Genomic DNA, 23452 nt, shown 5'->3' on the forward strand with positions numbered 1-23452 from the left:
CTGGCCCGAAACAAACGTAGGAGCGAGCGCAGCTCGCGATTGCGCCGCGCGGGCGGCGCTCGATCTCACAGGCGCTGAAGATGCTCCGGCTACCCTTGCCAGGAACCATAGAATCTCCCACAGGGATTGCATCAGGCCCGGGCTCCATGCAGTACCTGTAGGAGCTGGCTTGCCTGCGATGGGCCGCGAAGCGGCCCCTGCTCCCTAAAACTCAAAGGTACTGGACAGGCTCACCTGCCGCGCATCCCCAATCGCCACAAAGTACTGGTTCACCGCCGAGCTGTAGTACACCTTGTCGAACAGGTTCTTCACGTTCAGTTGCAACAACACCTTGTGCTCATCGAGCTTGGTCTCGTAGGTCGCAAATGCGTCAGCCACGGTATAGGACGGCAAGTCGAAGGTGTTGGTCGCGTTGCCGCTGCGCTCACCCACATACCGTGCCCCGGCACCAAAGCGCAGGCGGTCGCCGCCGAACAGGCTGCCGTAGTCGTACACCGCCGACAGCGAGCCGCTGTGCTTGGCCACGTTCTGCAGGCGGTTGCCCTTGAGGTCGGGGTCCTTGGTGACCTTGGCATCGGTGAAGGCATAGCTGCCGATCAGGCTCCAGCGCTCGCTGAGGTGGCCGGTCAGGTCCAGCTCGACCCCGCGTGAATTGACTTCACCCGCATTGCTGTAAAGCGTATCGCCGGTGCGCGTGTCGAAATTGGCCACCAGCACGTTGCGCTTGGTGATGTCGAACAGCGCCAAGGTACCGGTCAGGCTGCCTGGCATGTCGAGCTTGGCGCCCAGCTCCCACGACTTGCCCTCTTCCGGCGCCACCGACGAGTCCAGTACCACCCCCCCGGTGAGCGGCGCGATGCTGGAGTTGGGCTTGAACGATTCGCTGTAGCTGCCATAGAACGACAGTTGCTCATCGACCTTGTAGACGATACCGGCATGTGGCACCCAGGTCTGGCCGTTGGTATCGGTGTTGGCCGTGAACGGGCGACCGCGGCCGGCGTACTGGTCGTACTGCTGGAAGCGTGCACCGGCCACCAGGATCCAGTGATCGTCCAGGTGCAGCGCGTCCTGCAGGAACAGCGCATCGGTGCGCAGCTTGTCGGTCTGGTCACTGTCGCTGGCACGCACGGTGGTGCCTTCCACTTCCTGCCCATACACCGGGTTCACGTAGCTGAAACTGGACCGCGCGGCTTGCCGGATCAGGTCAGCGCGGTAGACCTTGCGGTCCTCATGGTCGGCGCCCAGCAGCAAGTCATGCTGCATGCCGGCAAATTGCACGGTGCCGGTCAGGCTCAAGGTTGCGAACTGGTCACGGCTCATGGCGCCGTGGGTGCCATCGATACTGCGGGTCAGGGTGCCATTGGCTTCGTTCACCCCCGTGACGCGAACCTGGCTGGCGTCGTAGGTCTCACGGTTGAAGCTGTAGCCAACGTGCAGCTTCCAGTCATCGGCCAACTGGTGGTCGACCTCCAGACGGTACAGGTCCGAGCGCCCTTCCATGTCGTTGAAGGGCTCGTCCAGGCGCCGGGTGGCGGGAATGTCCAGCGGGTGGCCATTGCTGCCAAAAGCCGTGCCCCGATCGAACGGCGAGAGAAACTCGCGGTGCTCGTAGGCCAGCACGACCTGGGTGTCTTCGCCCAGCCAGGCCAGCGACGGCGCGACCAGCGATTCACGATGCACCCCGAAGTTGCGCCAGTAATCTTCGTCTTCGTGGTCGACGATCATGCGGTAGGCAAAGTTGCTGTCGCCCAGCGCGCCGGTGCTGTCGAAGCCCCCGCCGCTGCCGTTCTTGCCGCTGCCGTAGGTGGAACCCCGCAGGTTCAGGGCGTTGTACTGCTCGAGTTGGGGGCGCTTGCTGACCACGTTGATGACCCCGCCCGGGTCCTGGATACCGTACAGCAGCGAGGCCGGCCCCTTCAGCACTTCGACCCGTTCGGTACTGGCATTGAGGCTGCGGCCCTGCACGATGGGCATGCCATCGCGCATGATCGAGCCGTCGCGGTTGTCGCCGAAGCCGCGCTTCATCACCGTGTCGGAGGTGCCGCCGAAGTTGTTGCCCTGGGTAATGCCGCTGACGTTGGCCAGGGCATCGTCAAGGTTGCGCGGCGCCTGGTCACGGATGACCTGCGCCGGGACCACGTTGATCGCCTGGGGAATGTCCTGGTTGGCGCCCTGGCCACGCATGATCGACGCCGTGGCTGGGGGTTGGTAGCTGTAGTCGTCCCGGAGCGAGGTCACCGTGGTGGCCTGCAGGTTGAGGGCCCCGGTAGTATCCAGCGCGTCCAGGGTCAGGGTCCGCGAGTCCAGGCGCCGCCAGGTCAGCCCGCTGCTTGCCAGCAGCTGTTGCAGCGCCTGTTCGGCACTGTAGGTGCCGGTCAGCGCCGGCGCCTGCACCCCGGGCAACGCTACGGTGTAGACCACGCTTTGGCCCGTGGTCCGGCTGAAGGCGCTGAGGGCCTGGGCCAGCGGTTGCGCTGGCTGGGCGAAGGCGTAGGCCTGCTGTTGCTCGGCAGCGCTGGCCTGGGGAGCCACGGCAACGGTCGGGAGCATGGCAAGGCCGAACCAGAGGGGGACGCAACGCGGGGAGAACTTCATGGACGCTGACCTGTGAGAGGAATATGAGTACGAATGAATCGCACTTCCACTCATTACACGGATGCCACGGTCGGTTACCTCATGCGCTTTTGAAAATATTTTCCCGGTGCTGCCGGTTCGCGGGCAAAGCCGCTTCCACGGCAGGCGCCAACGGCGGCCGGCAGAGGGGCTAGCGGATCAGCGTCAAACGGCCCAGCACGGTCTGCCGTGAAAAGCCCATCACCTTGCCCAGCGAATCCAGTGCCAGCAGCGGCTCGGCCAAGGGGAAACTGCCACTGACCTTACGCTGCCCGAGTTCCTCATCCAGCAACAGGATCCGCCCCGGGTAGTAGCGCCCCAGGTCCTCGACCACCTGCGCCAGCGGCACCTGGTAGTAATTCAGCCAGCCCTGGCGCCAGGCCAGGCGGTTGTCGCTGTCCACCGCCAGGGTTGCGCCGGCCCGGCCGGCGCCGTAGCTCACCTGCTGGTTGGCCGTCAGCTCCCTGGCCGCAGCCCCCGCGGCCGGGCTTACCGCCACCCGCCCGCTGCGCACCGTGACCTGCGTGCCCTCCCCCTGCTCACGCACCTCGAACTGGGTACCGAGTACCCGCACTTCACCGCCGTTGGCCTCGACCAGGAAGGGCTCGCCGGTATGCGTGACCTGGAAGAACGCCGCGCCATGCAGCAAGCGCACGCGACGCTTGCCATGGGCAAAATCGACCGCAATTGCACTGCCCGCATCCAGGGTCACCTGCGAGTTGTCCTGCAGGGTAACCTGGCGAATCTGCCCGGCACTGCTGTAGTCGGCCTGCAGGTCCTGCAGCCAGTAGCCTGGGTGCCAGCCCCCGGCGACCCCAATGGCCAGCACCAGGCAGGCCGCCAGCCCGATTGCCGCCAGGCGCGCGCGGCCGGGGCGCCTGGCAGCCGGGCGAGCCATGGCGGCCAGGTAGGGCTGCAGGCTGGCATGCTCTTCGGCAGCCAGCCGCGACGCCGCCACACCACTGTTGCGCCACAGCGCCTGGGCCTGTTCGTACGCGGCGCGGTGCCCGGGCTCGGCCAGCAGCCAGCGTTTGAACGAGGCCCCCTGGGCCACTGCAGGTTGCTCGCTGATGCGGCTGAGCCAGCGCAAAGCGGCCTGCGCCTGCGCCTCGGTGATCGGCGGTATAGGACTCATCGGCAGGCTCTCCCAGGCCGGCGCGGGGTGGACGCGGGCTCGGCAACACTTGCCTTGCACGCTTCCAGGGCGCGCATCATATGCTTTTCCACCGCGCTCTGGGACAGCTGCATGGCCTTGGCGATCTCGCCGTACTTGCAGCCGTGAATGCGGTTGAGCAGGAAGATCTGCCGGGTGCGCTCGGGCAAGGCGCGCAAGGCAGCCTCGATACGCTGCAGGTCGTGGTCCACTTCCACGGCCTGCTCCGGCGCATGCGTCATGCTCGCCTCGTCCACCGCCAGCGCGGCTTCGGCAATGCGTTCGCGGCTGCCCTCACTGCGCAGGTGGTCGATGGCCAAGTTGCCGGCACAGCGCAGCAGGTAAGTATCCAGCGCCTCGACTTTCACCTCGGGGCGACGCCAGAAGCGCAGGAACAACTCCTGGACCAGGTCCGACGCCGTGGCGCGGCAGCCCACGCGCCGGCTGACCAGTGCCTCCATGCGTGCACGCTGGGCCTGGAACACCTGGACAAAACGCGCACGCCCGCCTGCGCTGTCGGCATTCGGCCCGAGGGTATCGCCCTGCTCGCTCATGCTGTCACGCCGCCCAAACGGCCAGCACCGGGCCCAGCAGCACACTGCCGGCAGCCAGGCCCAGCAACAGCCGCGGCTGGTACGGCAGGGCGAAGACCCACACGGTGACCGCCGCCATCATCACCGCCACCCACTCCACCAGGCCATGGGCCCAGCCACGCAGGTGCACACTGAACACCAGCGAGAGCACCAGCAACGACCAGCCCGCCACGCGCAACAGACGCAGTTGGCCGGGGTGCGGCTTGCGCCCGAGCAGGCCGGTAAAATGTTTGTCCATGGCCAGGCACAAGGCAACGAAGCCTGCGTAGGCGAGCAATGCGTTCCCCAGCATCAGCGTGCCTGCGCCGCTTCGGCGCGCGGCTTGTCTGCCGCCCGCGCCGCGCGCTTGGCCAGCGGCGCGGGGCTGCGCAGCATCTTGCCGGCCAGCCAGGCCAGGAACAGCCCGGTACCCAGCGCGGTCAGGTCCAGGCCTGCCATGGCCCAGTCACCTGCCCCCAGCGAATGGTTCAGCCCACGGTCGGTGGTCAGCCCATTGAGCAGCGGCAGCAAGGCGAAGGCCAATGCGCCCAGCGCCAGCTGCTCGCCCCAGGCCCGGCGCCCACTGCGCAGTACGGCGTGGGCCAGGGACAGGCCCCAGACGATGAAGAAGACATTCACCTCCCAATCGGCACGGCCGGCGGCAGCGGCCGGGATCAGCCGGTTGGCCCAGAAGAAGCCCGCCACTGCCAGCAGCAGGCCGCTCATGCTGGCGATATTGAGCACCTCGACCAGGCGCAGCTCGCCGGGCATGTGCGCGCGCTGGGCATGTTTGAGCTGGCGCTTGCCCAGCCACATCACCAAGCCTGTGCCAATCACCGCAGTACCGGCAATGCCAAAGCAGAAATACAACCAGCGCAGCCAGGGCCCGGCAAAGTTGCCCATGTGCAGGCCGGCAAAGCTGAAGGACGTCATCATGGCCCCGCTCTCCGGCTTGCCCTGGCTCAGCAGCGTGCCGCTGGCGCCATCGAACGTCCAGTTGGCGCTGCGCCGGTAGGCCACATGGTCGGCCGCCGATTGGGTGAAGGTGACACGGGCATTGCGGTCGCCCGGGTTCTGCACCTGGATGTTGCCAATGCGTGCCTCGGGTTGCAGCGCCTGCACCTTGGCATACAGGCTGGGCAGCGCGACCAGCGGCGTGGCCACCTGGGCCGCCTTGGGTGCATCGTTGCGCCCGAACAGGTCATTGAAGTACTTGCCGGTGTCGTTGCCATAGCTGGCCATGATCCCCGCCGGCATCACCATGTACATGAACAGCACCAGGCTGCTGTAGCTGATCATCAGGTGGAACGGCAGCACCAGCACGCCGATCGCGTTGTGCCCATCCAGCCACGAGCGCTGGCCCTTGCCGGGGCGGAAGGTGAAGAACTCCTTGAAGAGCTTCTTGTGGGTAATGATGCCGGTGACCAGCCCCAGCAGCATGATGAAGGCGCAGAAGGTCGACAGCCAGCGGCCATAGGGGTACGGCATCTGCAGCTGGAAGTGGAAGCGGTAGAAGAACTCGCCACCGCGGCTGTCGCGTGCCTCTACCGGTTGCCCGGTCTGGGTATCGAGGGTCTTGCTGACAAAGCCGCGCGGCCCGCCGTTGGGGTCGCGATAGCCCACGCTCAAGCCCGCTTCGCGGGCGTTGGGCAAGCGGATGAACCAGGTGCCCGAATGCCCGGCATTGTCCTGCAGGTAACGCTGTGCCAGGGCCAGGCTATGGGCCGGGTCCAGTGCATGGCTGCGCACCTCAGGCTGCGACCAGTGGCTGATCTCTTCCTTGAAATACGACAGCGTGCCGGTAAGGAAAATGGCGAACAACAGCCAGCCGAAGATCAGGCCGGTCCAGGTATGCAACCAGGCCATGGCCTGGCGGAAGCCGTCTTTCATGAGGTTTTCATCCAGTAGGCAATGCCACTGATCACGCCCAGCAGCAGGCTTGGCGCCAGCACGCCCAGCCACGCGCGCCAGGCACTGCGGCAGGCGAAGCACCAGATGAACGCCAGCAGGTAGAAAACGAACGAGAGCATCAGGCCGACCAGCGTGGCGTCGACCTTGGGCAACGGTGCCACCACGGCGATGCAGACGCTGGCCGCAGACGCCAGCAGGTAGCCGCCCAGCAGCGCAGCCAGGCTGCGTGAGGCCACGGCCAGGCGGTAGCTGAGCGGAAGGCCGGCGGTTTTGCGCGTCATGGCGAAGGTCCGGGCGTGTTCGGGGCTGCAATACTAATGATTTCAATTCTCACAAGCAAAGCTTCAACGACAAGCTGCCGGTGCGCGCAGATATGCAACAAGAAATTTATTTTCCGAAAGGGCTTGAATTCATCCCGCGGTTGCCTGACCTTAGAGTCAAGAGGCGCAGAATTTCCAACGGTCTCAAGGACCTGGCCGCGCCTCCATGCGAGCAAGCTGAATAAGGATTGAATCATGCAAATCCAGGTCAACAGCAGCAACCATTTCGAAGGCAACGCCCGGCTCGACCAGTGGGTCCGCAGTACACTGGAAAGCTCACTTGAACGTTACGAGGACGACCTCACCCGCATCGAGGTGCACCTGCGCGACGAAAATGGCGCCAAGCCCGGACTGCATGACAAACGCTGCCAGATGGAGGCTCGCCCCAAAGGCCACCAACCGATTTCCGTAACCCACACGGCCGCTTCGCTGGACCAGGCAGTGGATGGTGCCGCCACCAAGCTGAACCACGCGCTGGAGCACTTCTACGGCAAGCTGCGCAGCAAGCGCGGCGCCCTGGAACTGAGTGACCCCGACGCCTGATCGCAACAACCGAAACGCCCGGCCAAGTGCCGGGCGTTTTCGTTCCCGCCCGGGTCAATTCAATTGACGACGCGCAAGCGCGATACGGGGAACAGGTTGTCCAGGGTTTCCAGCAAACGGGCCTGGTAGATCGGCTTGCGGAAGAAGTCCAGTACCTGCAATTGCACCAGTTCGCTGACGTCATCCAGGTCGGCTTGTGCCGACATGACGATCACCGGCAAATGCAGGCGGGCGGTATGCTCGCGCAGGCGCTTGATCAAGCCGATGCCACTTTCGCCCGGCATGCGCACATCAGTGATCACCAAGGCTACGTCCGGGTGACAGGTCAGCTGGTGCAAGGCCGCCTTCACCGAGGTGGCGGTCAGGCAGGCGAAGCCCTCGTTTTCGAGCAGCTCCGCCAATTCCAGCAGAACGTCCTGCTCGTCATCCACCAGGAGGATCTGCTGACGCGCGCAAGCGTTCTGCATGCCGCTGGCTCCCTTTCAGGTCTCAAAGCGCATTTTTGATAGTCGTGAACGTTGCGTTCACGGCCGAGGAAATATCCCCGACGAAGGCCGCCAGCACCACTGCAACCATGGTTGCGATGACGGCGTACTCAATACCGGATGCACCGTCCTTGCGATGCAGGAAATTCATGCAGTGCAGAATGAACAGTTTCATGCTTCAGCTCCTTGCGGCATGGATGCCGGCGGCGGTGGTATCAAAATGACACCGATCTGCCATCAAAGAATTGCCAAGCCGGTGCGAACTGCAAATGTATTAAAGCGTTAATCAGAAAGTATTAGCCCGCCTTGGTTAACCACCCGCCACTCGCTAACTCTTTGTTTTCACGCGACCTGCTCGGCACCCTGAAAAAAACTGCCAGGGCTCATGGCAAATGGCGATGGCTGCGCTAACTTGCTATAGCGAAATAGTGACTTTTCGCCATCATCCAACGCGTGCAGGGAGGCCGAGATGAGCAGCCGCTTGACCCTATTCCTGGCCGCGTTTTTCTTGCTGGCGGCGCTGTTGGCAGGCTACTGGGGCGTGGTGCTCAGCCGCCCGCCGGCCGCCCCTGTCGCCGCCGCGCCTACCGTTGCACCGCCGAGCGTAGCCACAGCGCCAGCGCCCAGCGCGCCAGTGGAAGCGCCGCGCACGGCGGTGGTCGTGCTGCGCAAGGCCGTGCCAGCCAATACCCCACTCACTGAAGACGATGTGCTGGTCGAGCGCCTGCAGGTCGCCCCCGCCGGTGCTTATCAACAGGTCGCCCAGGTGATCGGGCGCAGCAGCGCCCGGCCCCTGGCGGCAGGCACCTGGCTGGAAGAAGCCAGCTTTCAGGCCGGCGGGCCGCTGGCACGGATGATCCGCGCGCACGAGCGGGCGGTGGCACTGGGCGTGGATGAAGTGGTCGGTGCCGCTGGCCAACTGCGCCCGGGTGACTACGTTGACGTGCTGCTGTTCCTGCGCGAAGAGCCCAACAACCCGCAAGCCTCGGCCCAGGTGGTACTGCCGGCCCTGCGTGTGCTGAGCGTCGGCGAGCAAACGGGGTTGGCCAACGATGGCCGCCCGGCGCAGAGCCCCGAAGAGCAAAAGGCCCACCGCGACCAGAGCGGCCTGGGCAACGGCGCAGGCACCCGCACGGTGGCAGTGGCCGTGCCCGAAGCCATGGCCAGCCGCTTGATGCTGGCCGCCCAGGCCGGCACCTTGCGCCTGGCAGTGCGCAGCGCCGATGAACAGCGCCTGGCGCGCTACTGGAGCGAGGCCGATGCGATACCGCAGGTGGAGGCCGCCAACCGCGCGCTCTACCGCTTCAGCCAGCTGGCCCAGGCGCCGGTGGCCAGTGTGTCGAGCCCGGCGCCCAGCCACGCCGCGCCCGCCATGCACATCATCCGTGGTGCCACGGCTGAAGCAAGCGCCAACAACCCCTGAACCGGCAAGGATGCAGTGATGCGAAGTTCCTTCTTCAGACAAGCATGTTGGACCGGGCTGCTGGCCGCGCTGTTGCCCCAGGCGCAGGCGGCACCCAAAGGCTGCGAAGCGTTCGGCCAACTGCCTGCGATCATCGAGATCGACCAGGGCCTGCAGCAGGAGCTGCGCTTGCCGGTGGCGATCGAGCGGGTTGCGGTCGGCGAGCCGAAGGTGGCCGATGTCCAGGCCAGCGGTGAGCGCGGTGTGGTGATTACCGCGGTGGGCCAGGGCAATACCAGCCTGATGATGTGGACAGCCTGCACGCCGTCACCGCACAAGGCGATGGTGTTCGTCCGCGGGCGGGCCAGCGCCGATATGGCCCAGGACAGCTTCCTGCCGTCGCAGGACACGCAACTGCCCAGCCAGGTGCAAGCCGATATCCGGTTTGTCGAAGTGCGCCGCAGCAAATACAAGGAGGCAGGGGCACGGCTGTTTTTCAAGGGGTCGAACAATAGCCTGATTGGCTCGCCAGGTACGGTGCCAAATACCGTAGTGCGCCCTGATTATGTGCCTGGCGCTCAGACAGGTGAGAACCCTATCGCATATGCGGATGTGCGCCCCGGTATTCCACTCGACAATAGCGTCTTCAACATCGTCTGGGGCGGTGGCAGCAGCCGCTTCCTGGCCATGATCAATGCCTTGGAGAACAGCGGTTTCGCCTACACCCTGGCGCGCCCGAGCCTGACTGTGCTCAGTGGCCAGACAGCCAGCTTCCTGGCCGGTGGCGAAATTCCGATCCCGGTGCCCAGTGCCGGCAGTGACAACGTCTCGATCGAGTACAAGGAGTTCGGCGTGCGCCTGGCACTGACCCCGACGGTCATCAGCCAAGGCCGGATCACCCTCAAGGTTGCCCCCGAAGTCAGCGAGCTGGACTACAGCAACGTGGTGACCATCGCCGGTACTCAGGTCCCGGGGCTGACTGTACGGCGCACCGACACCAGCATCGCCCTGGCCGATGGCGAAAGCTTCATCATCAGCGGCCTGGTCAGCAACAACACCCGTTCAGCGGTAGACCGGCTGCCCGGCCTGGGCAGCCTGCCGATACTGGGGGCGTTCTTCCGCAATTCGACCATGCGCCGCGACGAAACCGAACTGCTGATGATCGTCACCCCGCACCTGGTGCAACCCTTGGCGGTCAATGCAAAGCTGCCGCCCTTGCCGGGCGAGCACCTGCGCAACTTCGACCCCAGCTGGGGCCGCCTGTTCTTCCTGGAGAACGGCAACTTCGATGGCAAGGGCGGGCTGTCGCAATGAACGAGAGCCTGAACCCGACCTTCCTCGCCCTCACCCGCACCGAAGAGGACCTGCACTGGCTGCAGGGCGCCTTGGCACCGCAAGGCCAGGTGATCGGCGCCAACGGTGGCAGCCTCGACGAGCTGCTGGCCCTGGTCAATGCCACCTTCAGCAACCTGATGTTCATCGGCCTGGACCGCGAGCAACTGATCAACCAGTGCGCCTTGATCGAGGGCGTGCTGGAGGCCAAGCCAATGCTGGCGATCGTCGCCCTCGGCGATGGCCTGGATAACCAGTTGGTGCTGCATGCCATGCGCGCTGGCGCCCGCGACTTCGTCGCCTATGGCTCGCGCGCCAGCGAAGTGGCCGGGCTGGTGCGGCGCCTGGGCAAACGCATGCCGGCGGTCGCCAGCAACCCCAGCCTGGGCGGGCTGACGGTGCTGTTCGGGGTGCAAAGCGGTGCCGACGGCGCATTGCTCACTACCCACCTTGCCCGTGTGGTGCAGCAGAGCGGCCAGCAAACCCTGCTGCTGGACCTGGGCCTGCCGCGTGGCGACAGCCTGGCGCTGCTGGGCCTGGAGGCATCGTTCTACTTCGGTGACGCCCTGCGCCACCTGCGCCGCCTCGACACCACACTGATCGACAGCGCATTCACCCGCGACAACACAGGCCTGCGCCTGCTGACCTATGCCGAAACCGATGAGCCACTGCAACACACCAGCGCTGCCGAGTTGTACATGCTGCTCAGCGCCCTGCGCCAGCACTTCCAGCACATCATCGTCAACCTCGCCGGGCATGCCGACAGCGAAGCCCTGCGCACGTTGGTCAGCCACTGCGACAAACTGATCATCTACACCGACCAGAACATTCTCGAGTGCCGGCGCAACCTGGAGGTGCTCGACCTGTGGCGTGATCATGGCATCAAGCTGGAACACGCCAGCCTGTTGGTGGACCGCTACCTGAGCAACGTGGCCCCCGACGCCGACACCTTGGCCAAACGCTACGCGCTGCCTTTGCTCAGGGCCCTGCCCTACAGCCCTGAAGTACGCCTGAACGTGAAAAACCAAGGCCTGAGCCTGTTCGAACTGGCCCCCCGTGAGCAGCTTACGCAAGCCTTGCGCAGCCTGGGCGAACGCCTGGCCCGGCGCTCGGAAAACCTCGCACCGCCGGCCGTCACCTGGCTGCGCCGGCTTTGGGGCAGCAAATGAACAACGATCAACCGTTTGGTGGCCCGCAACCGGCCGCGGGCGACCCCTACGCGCTCAAGCGCGCACTGCACCGCTTTGCCATAGATGCCATCGAGGACAGCGGCCGCAACCTGCTGGAGGGCGCACGGCCGGCGCTGACCCAGTTCGTGCTGGAGCAGGTTGGTGACTACGTTGCGCGCCTGCGCCTGGCGCTGTCGCGGTATGAAATGGAGCGGCTGGCCGAAGAGCTGGTGGACGAGTTGACCGGCTTCGGCCCGCTGGAAGTATTGCTGCGTGACCCCAGCGTCACCGAAATTCTGGTCAATGGCCCCCATCGGGTGTTCGTCGAGCGGGCCGGCCTGTTGCAGCAGACCGACCTGCGGTTCATCGACGCCCACCATGTAGAGCGGGTGATGCAACGCATCCTCGCCCCGCTCGGGCGACGCCTGGACGAGTCCTCGCCCATGGTCGACGCCCGCATGCCCGACGGCAGCCGGGTCAATGCGATCATTCCGCCCGTGGCGCTGGACGGCCCGTGCCTGTCGATCCGCAAATTCCGCCAGGACATGCTCAAGAGTGCCGACCTGCTGGCCACCCGCGCTATCGACCAGCCGATCTTCGACTTTTTCGAACGCGCCGTGGGCAAGCGCTGCAACATTCTGGTCAGCGGCGGCACCGGCACCGGCAAGACCACCCTGCTGAACATCCTCAGCCAGATGATCGCCCCTCGCGAGCGCCTGGTCACCATCGAAGACGTTGCCGAACTGCAACTGCACCACCCCCACGTGGTGCGCCTGGAAACCCGCCCGCCCAATGCCGAAGGGCACGGTGAGATCAAGGCCAGCGAGCTGATCCGCAACGCCCTGCGCATGCGCCCGGACCGCATTATCCTCGGCGAAATCCGCGGCAGCGAAGTGCTCGATGTGCTGACCGCGATGAACACGGGCCATGATGGCTCGATGAGTACCGTGCACGCCAACAGCGCACCGGACGCACTCTTGCGCCTGGAGACACTGGTCGGCCTGAGTGGCCGGCAAGTTGCCGAAAAGACCTTGCGGCAAATGGTCTGTGCAGCGCTGGATGTGGTGATCCAGCTGACCCGCCTGCCCGATGGCCGACGCTGCGTCAGCGAAGTGCTGGAGGTGGTTGGCGTGCGTGATGAGGTGTACGTCACCAACACCTTGTTCCGTCTGGACCGCCGGGGCGGTGACAGCTTCCTGCGCGAGGCGCTCCACCCGGCCGGCAGCAAGCTCAAGGCAGAGGGCCTGCTGTGACCGGCCCGCTGCTGCTGGCGCTGTGCCCGCTGTTGCTGGGCCTGGCCCTGCTGCTGTTGCGCCGCGGCCTGTACAAGCGGCACGAAGAGCGCATCCTGCAACGCCTCGGGCGCGCGTTCAGCATTGTGCGCAACGGTGCGGCACGGCGCAGTTGGCTCGACCCGCTGCTGCAACGTGCCGGCTTGTCGACTGTCGAGCTGCACCCCCAGCGCTGGCTGCTGGCCTGGCTGGGGCTGGCGCTGTTGGCGCTGGTCGCGCTTGGCTGGGTCGCTGCGCTGATGCTGCTGACCGGTCTGCCGGCCATTGCCTACCTGCTCATCAGCTGGCAGAGCCGCCGGCACATGCGGCACGTCGTCGAGCAACTGCCCGGCCTGCTGGACTACAGCGTGCGCAGCCTCAAGGCCGGGCGCACGCTCAATGATGCGGTACTGGGCGCTATCGACAGCAGCCGCGAGCCATTGCGCACTACGCTGGCGAGGGTCCGGCGCAATGTGCAACTGGGCGTGCCGCTGGAGGACGCCATGACCGAACTGGCCGAGTTGCACCAGCAAGACGAATTGCGGCTGTTCGCCCTGGGCTTGCGCATCAACCAGCGCCATGGCGGCAACGCCAGCGAACTGATGGAGAACCTCATCAAGCTGATCCGCGAGCGCGAGCAAGGGGCCCGCCAGCTCAAGGCCATGACCGGCGAAACGCGCATCACGGCCATCATTCTCGGGGCGTTGCCACTGGCGATGGTCGGTTACTTCCTGCTGGCCAACCCCCACTACCTGCTGGCCATGTGGCGTGACAGCAGCGGCCAACTGATGCTGTTGCTGGCCTTCGCCTTGCAGGTACTCGGCTGCCTGGTGTTGTGGCGCATGATGAGGAGCTTGTGAACATGGCCATGCTGATCTGCGCCCTGTGCCTGCTGATCGCCGCCGGCCTGTTTGCCCAGCAGGCCATTCGCCAATGGCGGGCCCGGGTGCTGGTGGCGCGAAGGCTACAGGGGCGCCTGGCCCGTGCCGAGCGCCTGGAGGGCTGGCTGCACTGGCTGGGCAGTAGCCCTTGGGGGCAGCGGCTGCAGAAGTTCGACGGTGAAAGCCAGGCCCTGCTCGAGCGCATCGGCTGGCGTCGCAGCCGCCAGCGCGCGCTATTCGCCGCCGTGCAACTGGGCCTGCCACTGCTGGCGGTGGTACTGACCCTGCTATTGCAGCAAGGCTTCAAAGGCGCTGCCGCCGCCCATTGGGTGGTCTGGCCATTGTGTGCCTTGGGCGCCGCTTACCTGCTGCCCAAGCGCCTGCTGGCCCTGGCTGCCGCCCGGCGCCAGCAGCGCATTGCCGCAGAGGTTGGCCTGATGATCCCCATGCTGCGAATCCTGTTCGAAACCGGGCTGGCGGTCGAGCAGGCACTGCGCCTGCTGAGCCAGGAAGGGCGAACGCTGATCCCGAACATCAGCGAAGAACTGCGCCAGGTACTGCAGCGGGTGGATTCGGGTCTGGGGCTGGGCCCGGAGCTGGACAAGGCCGCCCAGGTACTGGCGGTGGACGAATTCACCGACACCTGCGTGATCCTGCGCCAGTTGCTGGCCCAGGGCAGCGGCGCAATGAAGTCGTTGCTGGCCCTGAAAGCCTTGCTCGATGACCGCCGCCTGACCCGCCTGCAAGAGCGGGTGTCGATGATGTCGGCAAAAATGTCGGCGGTAATGATGGTATTCCTGTTCCCGGCCCTGCTGATCGTGCTTGCCGGGCCAGGCTTCTCTGCATTGGCGCGGGCGTTGAGCCCCTGAGGAAAGCGGGATGAAGACAGTCGTGTTGTGCGCATGCCTGGTATTGCTGAGTGGCTGCGCCGGGCAACAGCCGCAAGGCCTGCGCTCGTTGTTCACTGCCGCCGGTTGCAGCAAGCCGGACGCCGACCAGCAACTGGCCCTGAACCTGGCGGACGAGATGCTCAATGACGGCCGCCCGCATGCCAGCCTTGCGCACCTGCAGCAACTGCCGGACACCCTCGACCAGGTGCGCCTGCGCAAGGCCAAAGTGTCCCGGCTGCTTGGCCTTGGCGAGGCCGAACCCTTGTACCGCAGCCTGCTGGGCGGCTGCCTGGCTGCCGAAGGCGAGCATGGCCTGGGCCAACTGGCCGCGGCACGTGGCGACGACATCCAGGCCTTGCAGAACCTGCAGCGTGCTGTACGCCTGGCGCCTACCGATGAACGCGTACGCAATGACCTGGGCGTGGTCCTGATGAACCTGGGGCGCTATGAGCAGGCTCGCTTCGAGTTGCTGACGGCCATCGAGCTGAAAGACGACAACCCCCTGCCTGCGATCAACCTGGTGACCTTGGCGCTACTCCAGGACAACTGGCAACAGGCGACCGACCTGGTCGGCCGCTTGCAGCTTGAGCCCCGGCAGTTTGCCGCGGCCAAGGTGCGGGCCGGGCAGATCAAGGCCGGTGGCCGAGGCCCGGTCGCCTCGGCCCAGGCATCGCAGCCGATGGTCAATTGAAACTGGGAGGTGAACATGATTAGGTACGTGATGGTGCTGGCCTGCTGCATGGGGGGCACGGCGCTGCACGCCGAGCAATACCCGCGCCCGAGCCCTCAGGATGAAACGGCCACCGAGCGGCTGCTGCGTGTGCAGTCCAGCGGCGCACAGGCCTCGCGCCACCTGCAGGTACAAACGGCGCGGGAACGCGACCAGTCCATGCAGCGCTGGCTGGATACCTACAAGTACGAGATCCCCGACTTCTACCGCTGGACCAAGATGACCGAGCGCAACAATTAGCGGGGGCTTGCCGTGTCGTCAACGCTCAGCCCAGGCAGGCCAGTGAGACGGCAAAGCCTGCCAGCAGACAGGGCGCGAACGGCCTTTTTTGCCGCGGCTGTCGCGCACCTCGGCGAACCAGTTGCCAGGCCACCAGCACCACCCCCGCAGCAATGAAAGTGACCAGCACGTGAGCAACGCTGCTGGCCAGCGCCAACGCACCGAGCAGCTTGACGTCACCGGCCCCGAACTGCCCCAGCGCGTAGCCCGGCAGCGTGAGCAGCAGCACGATGAACAACGCCAGCGCCGCATCACTGCCCTGGGCACCGAGCCAACTGCGCCCTGTGGCCAGCAACCAGGCCAGCGCAAGGGTTGCGGCACCCAGCGTCAGTACATTGGCTATCTGCCGTTCGCGGGCATCCTGCCCGGCGCACAACGCTAGCCAGACCAGCAATGCAAAGCTGTGCATGGGCAATTGGCCATCCCTGTTCGTCGATCGGTTCTATGCTGTTGTTCAGGACACATGGTCAGGGTAGACGCAATCATGAAAGCAGGCCCGGCAAAACGGCAGCACGGTGCGGCAGCCATCGAGTTCGCCGCGGTGTTCATGATCTTCTTCGCCGTGTTCTACGGCCTTGTCAGCTATTCCCTGCCCATGCTCATGCTGCAATCGTTCAACCAGGCCAGCGCCGAGGCGGTGCGCCGCTGCGTGGCGCTGGACCCGGACAGCCCCAGCTACACCAACGATGTGCAGAACCTGGCCCGCCAGGTCATCAGCCAGCAGTTGCAGTGGCTGCCTGCTGCCTTCGACTTCCAGCCGGCCAGCGACGCACAGGTCACCTTGGGCTCCAACAAGCTGCTGACGGTAGCCATCGATTATCCCAAGGCAAAACTCACCCATGTGCTGCCCATGCTGGTGCTGCCGTTGATTGGCGAGGTACCGCGCCTACCCGACCGGCTGCGTGCCGAAGCGAGCCTGCAACTGTGAACGGCCTGTTCGAGCGCTGGCTCGGCGGCCAGGCCCCGCTGCCGGTTGAACAGCACACTCCAGCCACCGGGTTGCAATTGTGGCTGGATGATCAAGGCCACGTGCTGCGCCTGGCCGGCCCCCTGCGCACGCTGCTGCCGGCAAGCCCGCACCACGCCGCGCGGGTGCATGACTACCTGCAACGGCATAGCTGGCTGGTACTCGAAGGCGCCCCGGCGGACTGGCAGGGGCAGCCGCTGGACCTGGACTTCGTGACCGTGCACGGCACTGCCCTGCACACGCGCGGCTGGCTCCTGCGCCAGGCTGACGGGTGGCTGCTGCAGGTGTTCGATATCGGCGACCTGCTGGGTGAGCGCGAAAAACACGCCCATGACCTGGCGCAGCACCACCTGGCCTTGGCGCTTGGCCGCGCCATGCGTGACTGCGACGAACAGCAGCTGCTGCCGACCACAACCGCTCAACTGCAACACTTGGCCGAGCACTGGCAGGCGGGGGCCCTGCGCCTGCTGCTGCCAGGTGACAGCGGCTGGTACAGCTACGCCAGCAGCGATGCCGTTTGGCCCTGGGCAGACGACGAGCGCCTGCGTGCCTGGCTGCATACGTTGCCACCCGCCGCTCGGCAGCTGACGGCCGAGCACCCGCTGCTGCACTCGTCGGCTGCCGGCCTGCCGCTGGTCGCCCTGCCCTACCAGCACGGCCACTGTGTTCAGGCCTGGTTACTGTGTGCCGGGGCACCAAGGCCACCCACAACCCAAGCGCAGGCTACCCTGCTGCCCGCGCTGGTCGAACCGCTGCTCAGCCGCCTGCGCCAGCAGCAGCTGCAGCAGCGCGCCTGCCACCTGGATGAACTGCAGCAGCAACTGGGCGCTGGCTGGTGGTCATGGCCCTTGCAGGGGCCACTGGCATTCGACCCGGCCCTGGCATCACGCCTGGGCCTGCCGCGCGATGCCAGCTGCGAACAATGGTTCGGCCGTTTGCACCCGGCCGACCGCGAAGCTGCACGCATGGCGCTGGCGCAACTGCGCGACGGCATCGCGTTGAACCTGAACCTGCGCCTGTTGCCCGCCGACGACCTGGCGGGCCCACGCTGGCTGCAGTGGGTCGGCCAGTTGCGCGGGCGCCAGGTTCAGGGCTTCGTGCTCGATATCAGCGCCTTGAAAGCCCAGGAGCTACAGGCCGGGGCGGCCCGCGCACGGCTGGAAAACCTGATCGCCAGCTCGCCAGCGGTGATCTACATCCAGCGCTACGCCGACGGGGCGCTGCACAGTGACTTTTTCAGCGCCAGCCTGACCCCGCTACTGGGCTGGCCCAAAGACGGCGAATTGGCCCAGCAGCCCGGCCAGGCGGTGCACCCGGACGACCGCACGCTATGGCTGGAACGTACGCGCACGCTACTGCGCGACGGCCAGGTTCGCAGCCGCTACCGCTTGCGTGATGAGCGCGGCGGCTATCACTGGATACTGGACGAGGCCCGCCTGCTACGTGACGACCTGGGGCAACCGGTCGAGGTCGTGGGCCTGTGGCTGGATGTCAGCGAGGCCACCGAGGCTGCCGAACGCGTGCGCCAGAGCGAAGAGCGCTACCGGGCGCTGGTGGAAGACTCGCCCGCGCTGATCTGCCGGTACACGCCTGCGCTGCAATTGCTGTTCGGCAATCGGCCGCTGGCCGAGCTGCTGGAGTGCCCGCCACAGCAACTCGGCGAAATGAACCTGGGCCAGTGGATGAGCGATAGCCAACGCACGGCGTTCGTGCAGCGCCTCGCCACGCTGAGCCCGCAGCAGCCGTTGAGCAGTGCCGAGGTCTGCCTGCAATTACCGGGGCGCCGCAACGCCTGGTGGGTGTGGGCCGAGCGTGGCCTGTTCGATGAGCACGGGCAACTGGTGGAGATCCAGGCAGTTGCCCGCGACAACACGGCAGTGCGCCATAGCCAGCAGCAACTGCTGCAGGCAGCCAAGATGGCCACCTTGGGCGAACTGGCAACGGGGCTGGTGCATGAAATCAACCAGCCGTTGACCACCATGCGCCTGGCGGTGGTCAACGGGCTGAAACGCCTGGAAAGCGGTGCCGCCGATGTTCCGTACCTCACAGGCAAGCTGCAGCGCATCGACAACCAGCTGGAGCGCGCCATTCGCCTGGTCGAGCATCTGCGCACCCATGGGCGGCGGTCCGAGGTGGAACAGCAGGTGTTCGCCGCCTGGGTGGCGGTGCTCGGTGCGCAGGCGCTGCTGGCCGAGGGTTTGTGCGGCAAAGGCGTAACGCTGGCCATCGAGGCACCCGAGCGGTGCCCGCACGTGCTTGGCCATCAGGACCAGCTTGAGCAGGTGCTGATCAACCTGGTAGTCAATGCGCGGGACGCTTTGCTGGAACGGCGCGTTGCCCACCCACACATCCGCGTAGGCCAGCGCATCGAGCACGGGCAGTTGTGCCTGCTGGTGGAAGATAACGCCGGCGGTATCGACCCGCGCCTGCTCGAGCGCATTTTCGAGCCGTTCTTCACCACCAAGCCAGCAGGGGTCGGCACTGGGCTCGGTTTGTCGGTGAGCCACGGCATCGTCGATGCCATGGGCGGCAGGCTGGCGGTGCACAACCGCAACGAAGGCGCCTGCTTCGAAGTGTGGTTGCCGATCTACAAGGCCAACTGAGCGCGGTTGGCACAGGTGAGGTTGGCGCCGACCTCGGCGTTGACCAGGTCGATGCCCAGGGCCTTGAGCAGCACGTTGAGCAAGGGGTCGAGCAGCGGGCTGAGCAGGTTCCTGATCAAGGGCTCGACGATACCTTTGACCGTGCCGAGCACGTTGCCAACCAGCACCAGCACATCGCCGAGGCCGCTGTTCACGGTGGGTTTGTAGGCTTCCAGCTGTATGCCCTGCAAGGTCTCGGCCAGGCTGCCGACGACCGTGCTGTTGGCGGTTTGCATGCTCTGGTAGGCAGGGCTGAGGCCGATGTTGGGCGGCACGCTGTCGGGCGCCTGGAACACCAGTGAGCGCTCGACGGCCCCGCTGCCCAAGACCTTGCTGCTGACCCGCACGCCCAGCCCGCCAGCGGCGAAAGGAACACGCGCCTGGCACGTGCCAATGCCCAGCAACTGGGTACACCGCTTGGTGCCGATGTCCACCAACGGCAATGCTTTGACCACCGTGGTGCCGCTCATGAAGAACGCATTGCTGGACTCGAAACGCCCCACCGCAACCTTGGCCGCCGAGCTTTGCGCCTGCGTGACAAGGCGCTTGGGTGAACAACTGAAGGTGCCTGGCGCTTGCGGGTCGAGGCGCGTGGTCGCTTCCGCCACCTCAAGGCCGATATCCAGCGACAGCTTGTCCGGGACCAGGATGATATCGGTGACAGTGCACGGCACGCCGACCAGGCACAATACCGATTGCAAGGTACTGGCGAGGTTCAGGCTCAGCAGGTTGTTGAGCACATTGGTGATCGGCCCGACCAGGTCGAGTACCGCGTTGAGCAAGCCGAACACCGAGTCGAGCAGCGGCAGGTCGAGCGAAATCATCGCCCGCACCTGCGCGGTATGTACCCGCAATTCATCGGTGCGCGGGTCACCCACCGCAGAAATCTGCTGCGGCTCGATCACTTTCAGGCGGACCCGGCCATTGACCAGCCCCAGCACGCTGACCGGCAAGTCCACCGTTGCCGCACTTTCACTGACCGCCAGCTGGATAACGCCCTGCACCAGTTGCAGCAACTGGATACTGGCATCCAGCCCGGCCTGCGTGGTGCCGTTCTGGATGTCGAGCAAATCGCCCAGCTGCAGCAAGGTGCTGTTGCTGGCACCCAGTGCCAGCTTGCCCAGGTTGGTCACCACGTTGGCGGCCGCGCCGCTCTGCTGCAGTACTTTCACCGCCGCCTGCAGCAGTTGCGTAGCGGTAGCATCGGCGCTGAGCAGTTGCCGGTAGTCACCGGCCTTGAGGTTGAGGTCGATGGCCAGTTGGTCCAGGTAGCGCAGCACGTTGAGCTGGGTGCTGGCAATGCCTTGCCAACCGGCCACATCAAGCTGCACGTTACCGCCCAAGGCACCAAGCAGGGCATTGAGCAACACCGACTGTCGCGAATCGACGGTGGCCAGGGTGGTTCGGATACTCAGCATGGCCTGCGGTGGAACAGGCGACGATGCCACCGCATGGGCGTGCAAGCTGGTGGTCAGCGGCACCCCTGTGCCCTGTGCCAGGCTATACACCCCCGCCGCGACGCTGGTGGGGACCGTGTTGCTCACATCCACCCGGATCGCCTCGGTGCGGTTGTTGTCCGTGGTGAAGGTGCGCAGGCTGTTGGCGCCGGTCTGCAAGTAGCCGCAGCTGGCCGCCAGCGGGTTGCCGGGCGCATGGCCGTTGCGGGTGGCCGCCGCCCGGGCAACCACCGTGGCCTGCGGCCCGCTGCCGGTGCAAACGGCATACTGGCCGGCCGCCTCCAGCGCGGCCATGTCGGCAATGCGTTGCAGCTTGCGCTGCTCCAGGTACAACCGGCCGCTGTCGATCACCAGCAGCATGAACAACAGCGCCAGGCCCAGGGTAACCACGGCCATGATGCCGATTGCGCCACGCTGGCGGGCAGCGAATGAGGGAAGCACGGGCACTCCTTTGCCGGCCATTGGCCATGCGTCGCGGCTGCGATGCAAGGAGTGTAGATGCGCTAATGGCCAATTGCCCTACTTGAACGAACCGGGTGCGGGCCGGTCAATTTCTGCAGTCCACCTTTGCAGGCTTCTGGCATGAACAATCCATTCGAGCAGATCAGCGCCGCTTTCGCCCCCGAATACCGGGTCAACCTGAGCATTGCCAACCTTGACGGCAGCATCATGCTGACCCTTTCCGATGACGCAGGCGTGGTTGCCAAGCGCCTGATCACCCGAGCCCAGCGCAACGACCCGGTGCGCCTGCAGCGGGTGATCGACAGCATACGCCTGGGCCTGGCGATCGAGCTGGGCCAGAACCCCTTGCAGGTGCTGGCTGCGCTGACCCGCGACGCCCGTCACGAGCCCCGTGCGTTCCTGGCCAATTGAGGGCTACTTGCCCTCTTCCACCTGCTTGCCGTTGGCATCCAGCACCTTGGTCGAGGGGTAGCGGTACGAGGCGTAGCGCACCACCAGGATCGAGAACGCCAGCAGCAGAATGCCCCCGCACAGGTACAGCAGCCCTTCATCCGGCGCCTTGTGGTGCGAAACATCGCCGATCAGCAGGCGGGTGAGCGCGGTGATTGCCACGTACAAGAGGAAGCGGATGGGCATGTGGTTGGTCTTGAAGTAGATCCCGACCATGGCCCCCAGCTCCAGGTAGATGAACAGCAGCAGGATGTCATCGACGCTGATCCCGCCTTTGCCGAGCATGTCCAGGAAGGTGACTACCGCCGCATAGGCGGTGATGGCGCCGATGCCGAACAGGGCAAGGTAATGGAAGGCTTCGACGCACAGGTTGCCCAGCGAGTCGGCCGAGCCGTGCAGGCCCTTGCGCAGTTTTTCTGCCCATTTGATGTTCACGATGTTTCATTCCCCACTACGACTTTCAAGGATGATGCGCCACGGGTGTGACGTTTCTGCCATGCAGTTAAAGGGCCAGGCCCCTGCCATGGGAAGGCGGCCGATTGCCGCAAGGCACTTTGTGGCATGGCAAGCTGCAGAAAATGAGATGGCATTGCGCCAGCGGAAAATCAGATTTAAGCCCTTTCTTGTAGGGCATTTCCCAAAGATACTCCCTGCCATTGTGGTGTTCGGTGGTGCGCACTAGTCTCGGGCGGTCGTTGCCAATCAACGACCGGCTTTGACAGGCCGCCCTGAACTAACCACATGGCTTAGCCGTTATGGCAGCTGTCATGGGGCACCTCGTGTGCGCCGGCTTTTGGTTCTGTTCACCGGTCTGTCAACCCATGTACAGCTGCCGCCTTGATGTTTGACAGCAGAAGGTGGTGGCCCCAATTTTGAACAGGCCTACATCATGCTGAGAGTTATCCCCGATCCACCCCGCTACATCCATTCCCTCGAATACACCCTGATTCCAAAGGCACATCAGGGGACTGACCAATGACCACAGAAGACACCCAGTTCACCGTCGGCAAGACCACTTTCTACCAGGGCGAAAACGGCACCCACCCGCTATTCCGCATCGAGCCCGGGATCCCGTGCAGGGATGCCCGCGAACAGTCTTCGGAGTTGATGGGGTATGTGCGCGAATTGACCATCACCGGGTTGATGGATGATGCCGAGCTGGGGATGAAGCAGTGAGGGTTTGGCACTAGGTTGCAGGAGGGCTGGCAGGGGGTTGTCGTAGCATTTTCAGCGCCTGGGAGATCGAGCGCCGCCCGCGCGGCGCTTCGCGGGTAAACCCGCTCCTACGTTTGTTTCGGGCCAGTATTGCCTGTGCCGGACGCGCGCGACCGCCTTGTCTGTACGACGCAATATCGTGGTGGGCGCCAGGGCGTTCGCGCGCAAATCCCACAGGCATAACTGGCCCGAAACAGATGTAGGAGCGGCCTTGCGTCGCGATGCGCCGCGCGGGCGGCGCTCGATCTCACAGGCGATAAAGATGTTGTGCCGGACGCCCCCGCAAAACACCCCACTACAATTTCTGCTTGCGAACCAACCAACATTGCCATTACTGTATATAGATACAGTAAATTGCAAACCAGCAAAAAGGCATAGAGGTGATGAATGGCCGTCGAAGTGGTGTACCGCAGCAGCCGCGACCCGGAGCGCTTGTTCATGGATAAGGCAGAAGCCGACCGTCACGACAAAATGCTCGAACTGGCCGAGCGCCTGGCTGAAGTGCTGCATAAGGCAGTGCCATCGCTGACCGAGCAGCAGGTTGAAGAAGCCGGTATCTACATGGCCAAGAACCGCGATGTGTTCGCCCGGGCGTTCAAGAGCCAGCCGGATGCGTTGGCCGAGTTGCTCGACGGGCAATCAGCCGAGTGATTACCTGCACCGGCCTCATCGCTGGCAAGCCAGCTCCCACAGGTACCGCAAATCTTG

The 23452-nt window shown here is 65.0% G+C and carries 24 protein-coding genes and 1 pseudogene; 14 read left to right on the plus strand and 11 right to left on the minus strand.

Annotated elements, in window-relative coordinates:
- Window positions 1-204: 204 nt before the first annotated feature.
- The 6 genes from DMX12_RS24260 to DMX12_RS24285 form a co-directional block, all read right to left on the minus strand.
- Window positions 205-2595 carry a TonB-dependent receptor gene (locus tag DMX12_RS24260; RefSeq protein ID WP_110679664.1) on the minus strand — a complete coding sequence of 797 codons (2391 nt, stop codon included), beginning with the start codon at window positions 2593-2595 and terminating at the stop codon, window positions 205-207.
- 169 nt (window positions 2596-2764) lie between these two features.
- Window positions 2765-3748, minus strand: coding sequence for a FecR family protein (locus DMX12_RS24265; protein ID WP_110679665.1), 984 nt, complete (start codon window positions 3746-3748; stop codon window positions 2765-2767).
- Window positions 3745-4320, minus strand: coding sequence for an RNA polymerase sigma factor (locus DMX12_RS24270; protein ID WP_110679666.1), 576 nt, complete (start codon window positions 4318-4320; stop codon window positions 3745-3747). The genes DMX12_RS24265 and DMX12_RS24270 overlap by 4 nt, the downstream gene beginning before the upstream one ends.
- Before the next feature lie 4 nt (window positions 4321-4324).
- Entirely contained in the window at window positions 4325-4651 is a 327-nt protein-coding gene (locus DMX12_RS24275) for a DUF3325 domain-containing protein (RefSeq protein ID WP_110679667.1), read from the minus strand.
- A complete protein-coding gene (locus tag DMX12_RS24280; protein ID WP_110679668.1) occupies window positions 4651-6228 on the minus strand; it encodes a PepSY domain-containing protein in 1578 nt (525 codons plus the stop codon). Before DMX12_RS24280 ends, DMX12_RS24275 begins: the two co-directional genes overlap by 1 nt.
- Window positions 6225-6530: a DUF3649 domain-containing protein gene (locus DMX12_RS24285; protein WP_110679669.1), complete on the minus strand. Its 306-nt coding sequence runs from the start codon at window positions 6528-6530 to the stop codon at window positions 6225-6227. The genes DMX12_RS24280 and DMX12_RS24285 overlap by 4 nt, the downstream gene beginning before the upstream one ends.
- A 234-nt stretch (window positions 6531-6764) precedes the next feature.
- Here DMX12_RS24285 and DMX12_RS24290 point away from each other — a divergent pair, with 234 nt between their 5' ends.
- Complete coding sequence (locus tag DMX12_RS24290; RefSeq protein ID WP_110679670.1) at window positions 6765-7112, plus strand: HPF/RaiA family ribosome-associated protein; 348 nt, start codon at window positions 6765-6767, stop codon at window positions 7110-7112.
- Between the two features lie 59 nt (window positions 7113-7171).
- On the opposite strand, the gene DMX12_RS24295 is transcribed toward DMX12_RS24290, so the two are convergent.
- Both DMX12_RS24295 and DMX12_RS24300 read right to left on the minus strand, forming a co-directional pair.
- On the minus strand, window positions 7172-7579 hold the full coding sequence (locus tag DMX12_RS24295) for a response regulator (RefSeq protein ID WP_054905432.1): 408 nt from the start codon (window positions 7577-7579) through the stop codon (window positions 7172-7174).
- A gap of 22 nt (window positions 7580-7601) precedes the next feature.
- Window positions 7602-7772, minus strand: a complete 171-nt coding sequence (locus tag DMX12_RS24300) for a Flp family type IVb pilin (RefSeq protein ID WP_110679671.1) — start codon at window positions 7770-7772, stop codon at window positions 7602-7604.
- Between the two features lie 294 nt (window positions 7773-8066).
- On the opposite strand from DMX12_RS24300, the gene cpaB reads away from it, so the two are divergent.
- Genes cpaB through DMX12_RS24340 form a run of 8 tightly spaced genes read left to right on the plus strand, consistent with a single transcriptional unit; the run spans window position 8067 to window position 15512 of the window.
- A complete protein-coding gene (gene cpaB, locus DMX12_RS24305; RefSeq protein ID WP_110679672.1) occupies window positions 8067-9020 on the plus strand; it encodes a Flp pilus assembly protein CpaB in 954 nt (317 codons plus the stop codon).
- 18 nt (window positions 9021-9038) lie between these two features.
- Window positions 9039-10313 (plus strand): type II and III secretion system protein family protein, encoded by a 1275-nt coding sequence (locus DMX12_RS24310; protein WP_110679673.1) that lies wholly within the window; start codon window positions 9039-9041, stop codon window positions 10311-10313.
- Complete coding sequence (locus DMX12_RS24315) at window positions 10310-11500, plus strand: pilus assembly protein (protein ID WP_110679674.1); 1191 nt, start codon at window positions 10310-10312, stop codon at window positions 11498-11500. Before DMX12_RS24310 ends, DMX12_RS24315 begins: the two co-directional genes overlap by 4 nt.
- Window positions 11497-12753 (plus strand): CpaF family protein, encoded by a 1257-nt coding sequence (locus DMX12_RS24320; RefSeq protein ID WP_054913295.1) that lies wholly within the window; start codon window positions 11497-11499, stop codon window positions 12751-12753. Before DMX12_RS24315 ends, DMX12_RS24320 begins: the two co-directional genes overlap by 4 nt.
- On the plus strand, window positions 12750-13631 hold the full coding sequence (locus DMX12_RS24325) for a type II secretion system F family protein (RefSeq protein ID WP_110679675.1): 882 nt from the start codon (window positions 12750-12752) through the stop codon (window positions 13629-13631). Before DMX12_RS24320 ends, DMX12_RS24325 begins: the two co-directional genes overlap by 4 nt.
- 2 nt (window positions 13632-13633) lie before the next feature.
- Entirely contained in the window at window positions 13634-14521 is an 888-nt protein-coding gene (locus tag DMX12_RS24330; RefSeq protein ID WP_110679676.1) for a type II secretion system F family protein, read from the plus strand.
- A gap of 10 nt (window positions 14522-14531) precedes the next feature.
- Window positions 14532-15233: a tetratricopeptide repeat protein gene (locus DMX12_RS24335; RefSeq protein WP_110679677.1), complete on the plus strand. Its 702-nt coding sequence runs from the start codon at window positions 14532-14534 to the stop codon at window positions 15231-15233.
- A 15-nt stretch (window positions 15234-15248) separates the two neighbouring features.
- Window positions 15249-15512, plus strand: coding sequence for a DUF3613 domain-containing protein (locus DMX12_RS24340; protein WP_110679691.1), 264 nt, complete (start codon window positions 15249-15251; stop codon window positions 15510-15512).
- A gap of 25 nt (window positions 15513-15537) precedes the next feature.
- Here the strand turns inward: DMX12_RS24340 and DMX12_RS24345 are convergent, their stop codons facing one another.
- Window positions 15538-15960, minus strand: a complete 423-nt coding sequence (locus DMX12_RS24345; protein ID WP_009685009.1) for a prepilin peptidase — start codon at window positions 15958-15960, stop codon at window positions 15538-15540.
- 75 nt (window positions 15961-16035) lie between these two features.
- On the opposite strand from DMX12_RS24345, the gene DMX12_RS24350 reads away from it, so the two are divergent.
- Together DMX12_RS24350 and DMX12_RS24355 are read left to right on the plus strand one after the other, a co-directional pair.
- Entirely contained in the window at window positions 16036-16479 is a 444-nt protein-coding gene (locus tag DMX12_RS24350) for a TadE/TadG family type IV pilus assembly protein (protein WP_110679678.1), read from the plus strand.
- A complete protein-coding gene (locus tag DMX12_RS24355; protein ID WP_110679679.1) occupies window positions 16476-19121 on the plus strand; it encodes a PAS domain-containing sensor histidine kinase in 2646 nt (881 codons plus the stop codon). The genes DMX12_RS24350 and DMX12_RS24355 overlap by 4 nt, the downstream gene beginning before the upstream one ends.
- Here the strand turns inward: DMX12_RS24355 and DMX12_RS24360 are convergent.
- Window positions 19106-21058 carry a pilus assembly protein TadG-related protein gene (locus DMX12_RS24360; protein ID WP_256599097.1) on the minus strand — a complete coding sequence of 651 codons (1953 nt, stop codon included), beginning with the start codon at window positions 21056-21058 and terminating at the stop codon, window positions 19106-19108. The genes DMX12_RS24355 and DMX12_RS24360 overlap by 16 nt on opposite strands.
- A 141-nt stretch (window positions 21059-21199) precedes the next feature.
- On the opposite strand from DMX12_RS24360, the gene DMX12_RS24365 reads away from it, so the two are divergent.
- The gene (locus DMX12_RS24365; RefSeq protein WP_009684480.1) at window positions 21200-21490 is read left to right on the plus strand and encodes a DUF3509 domain-containing protein; all 291 of its coding nucleotides are present in this window, start codon (window positions 21200-21202) and stop codon (window positions 21488-21490) included.
- Window positions 21491-21493: 3 nt separating this feature from the next.
- Here DMX12_RS24365 and DMX12_RS24370 read toward each other — a convergent pair whose 3' ends face one another.
- Window positions 21494-21964, minus strand: a complete 471-nt coding sequence (locus DMX12_RS24370) for a phosphate-starvation-inducible protein PsiE (RefSeq protein WP_009681701.1) — start codon at window positions 21962-21964, stop codon at window positions 21494-21496.
- A gap of 540 nt (window positions 21965-22504) precedes the next feature.
- Here DMX12_RS24370 and DMX12_RS24380 point away from each other — a divergent pair.
- Together DMX12_RS24380 and DMX12_RS24390 are read left to right on the plus strand one after the other, a co-directional pair.
- Window positions 22505-22681 (plus strand): annotated as a pseudogene (locus tag DMX12_RS24380) (DUF3077 domain-containing protein); the annotation flags it as partial.
- Window positions 22682-23131: 450 nt separating this feature from the next.
- Window positions 23132-23395: a YebG family protein gene (locus DMX12_RS24390; protein ID WP_009681698.1), complete on the plus strand. Its 264-nt coding sequence runs from the start codon at window positions 23132-23134 to the stop codon at window positions 23393-23395.
- Window positions 23396-23452: the final 57 nt, after the last annotated feature.

Source organism: Pseudomonas sp. MB-090624 (assembly GCF_003205245.1).
In the GTDB taxonomy this organism is placed as follows: domain Bacteria; phylum Pseudomonadota; class Gammaproteobacteria; order Pseudomonadales; family Pseudomonadaceae; genus Aquipseudomonas; species Aquipseudomonas juntendi.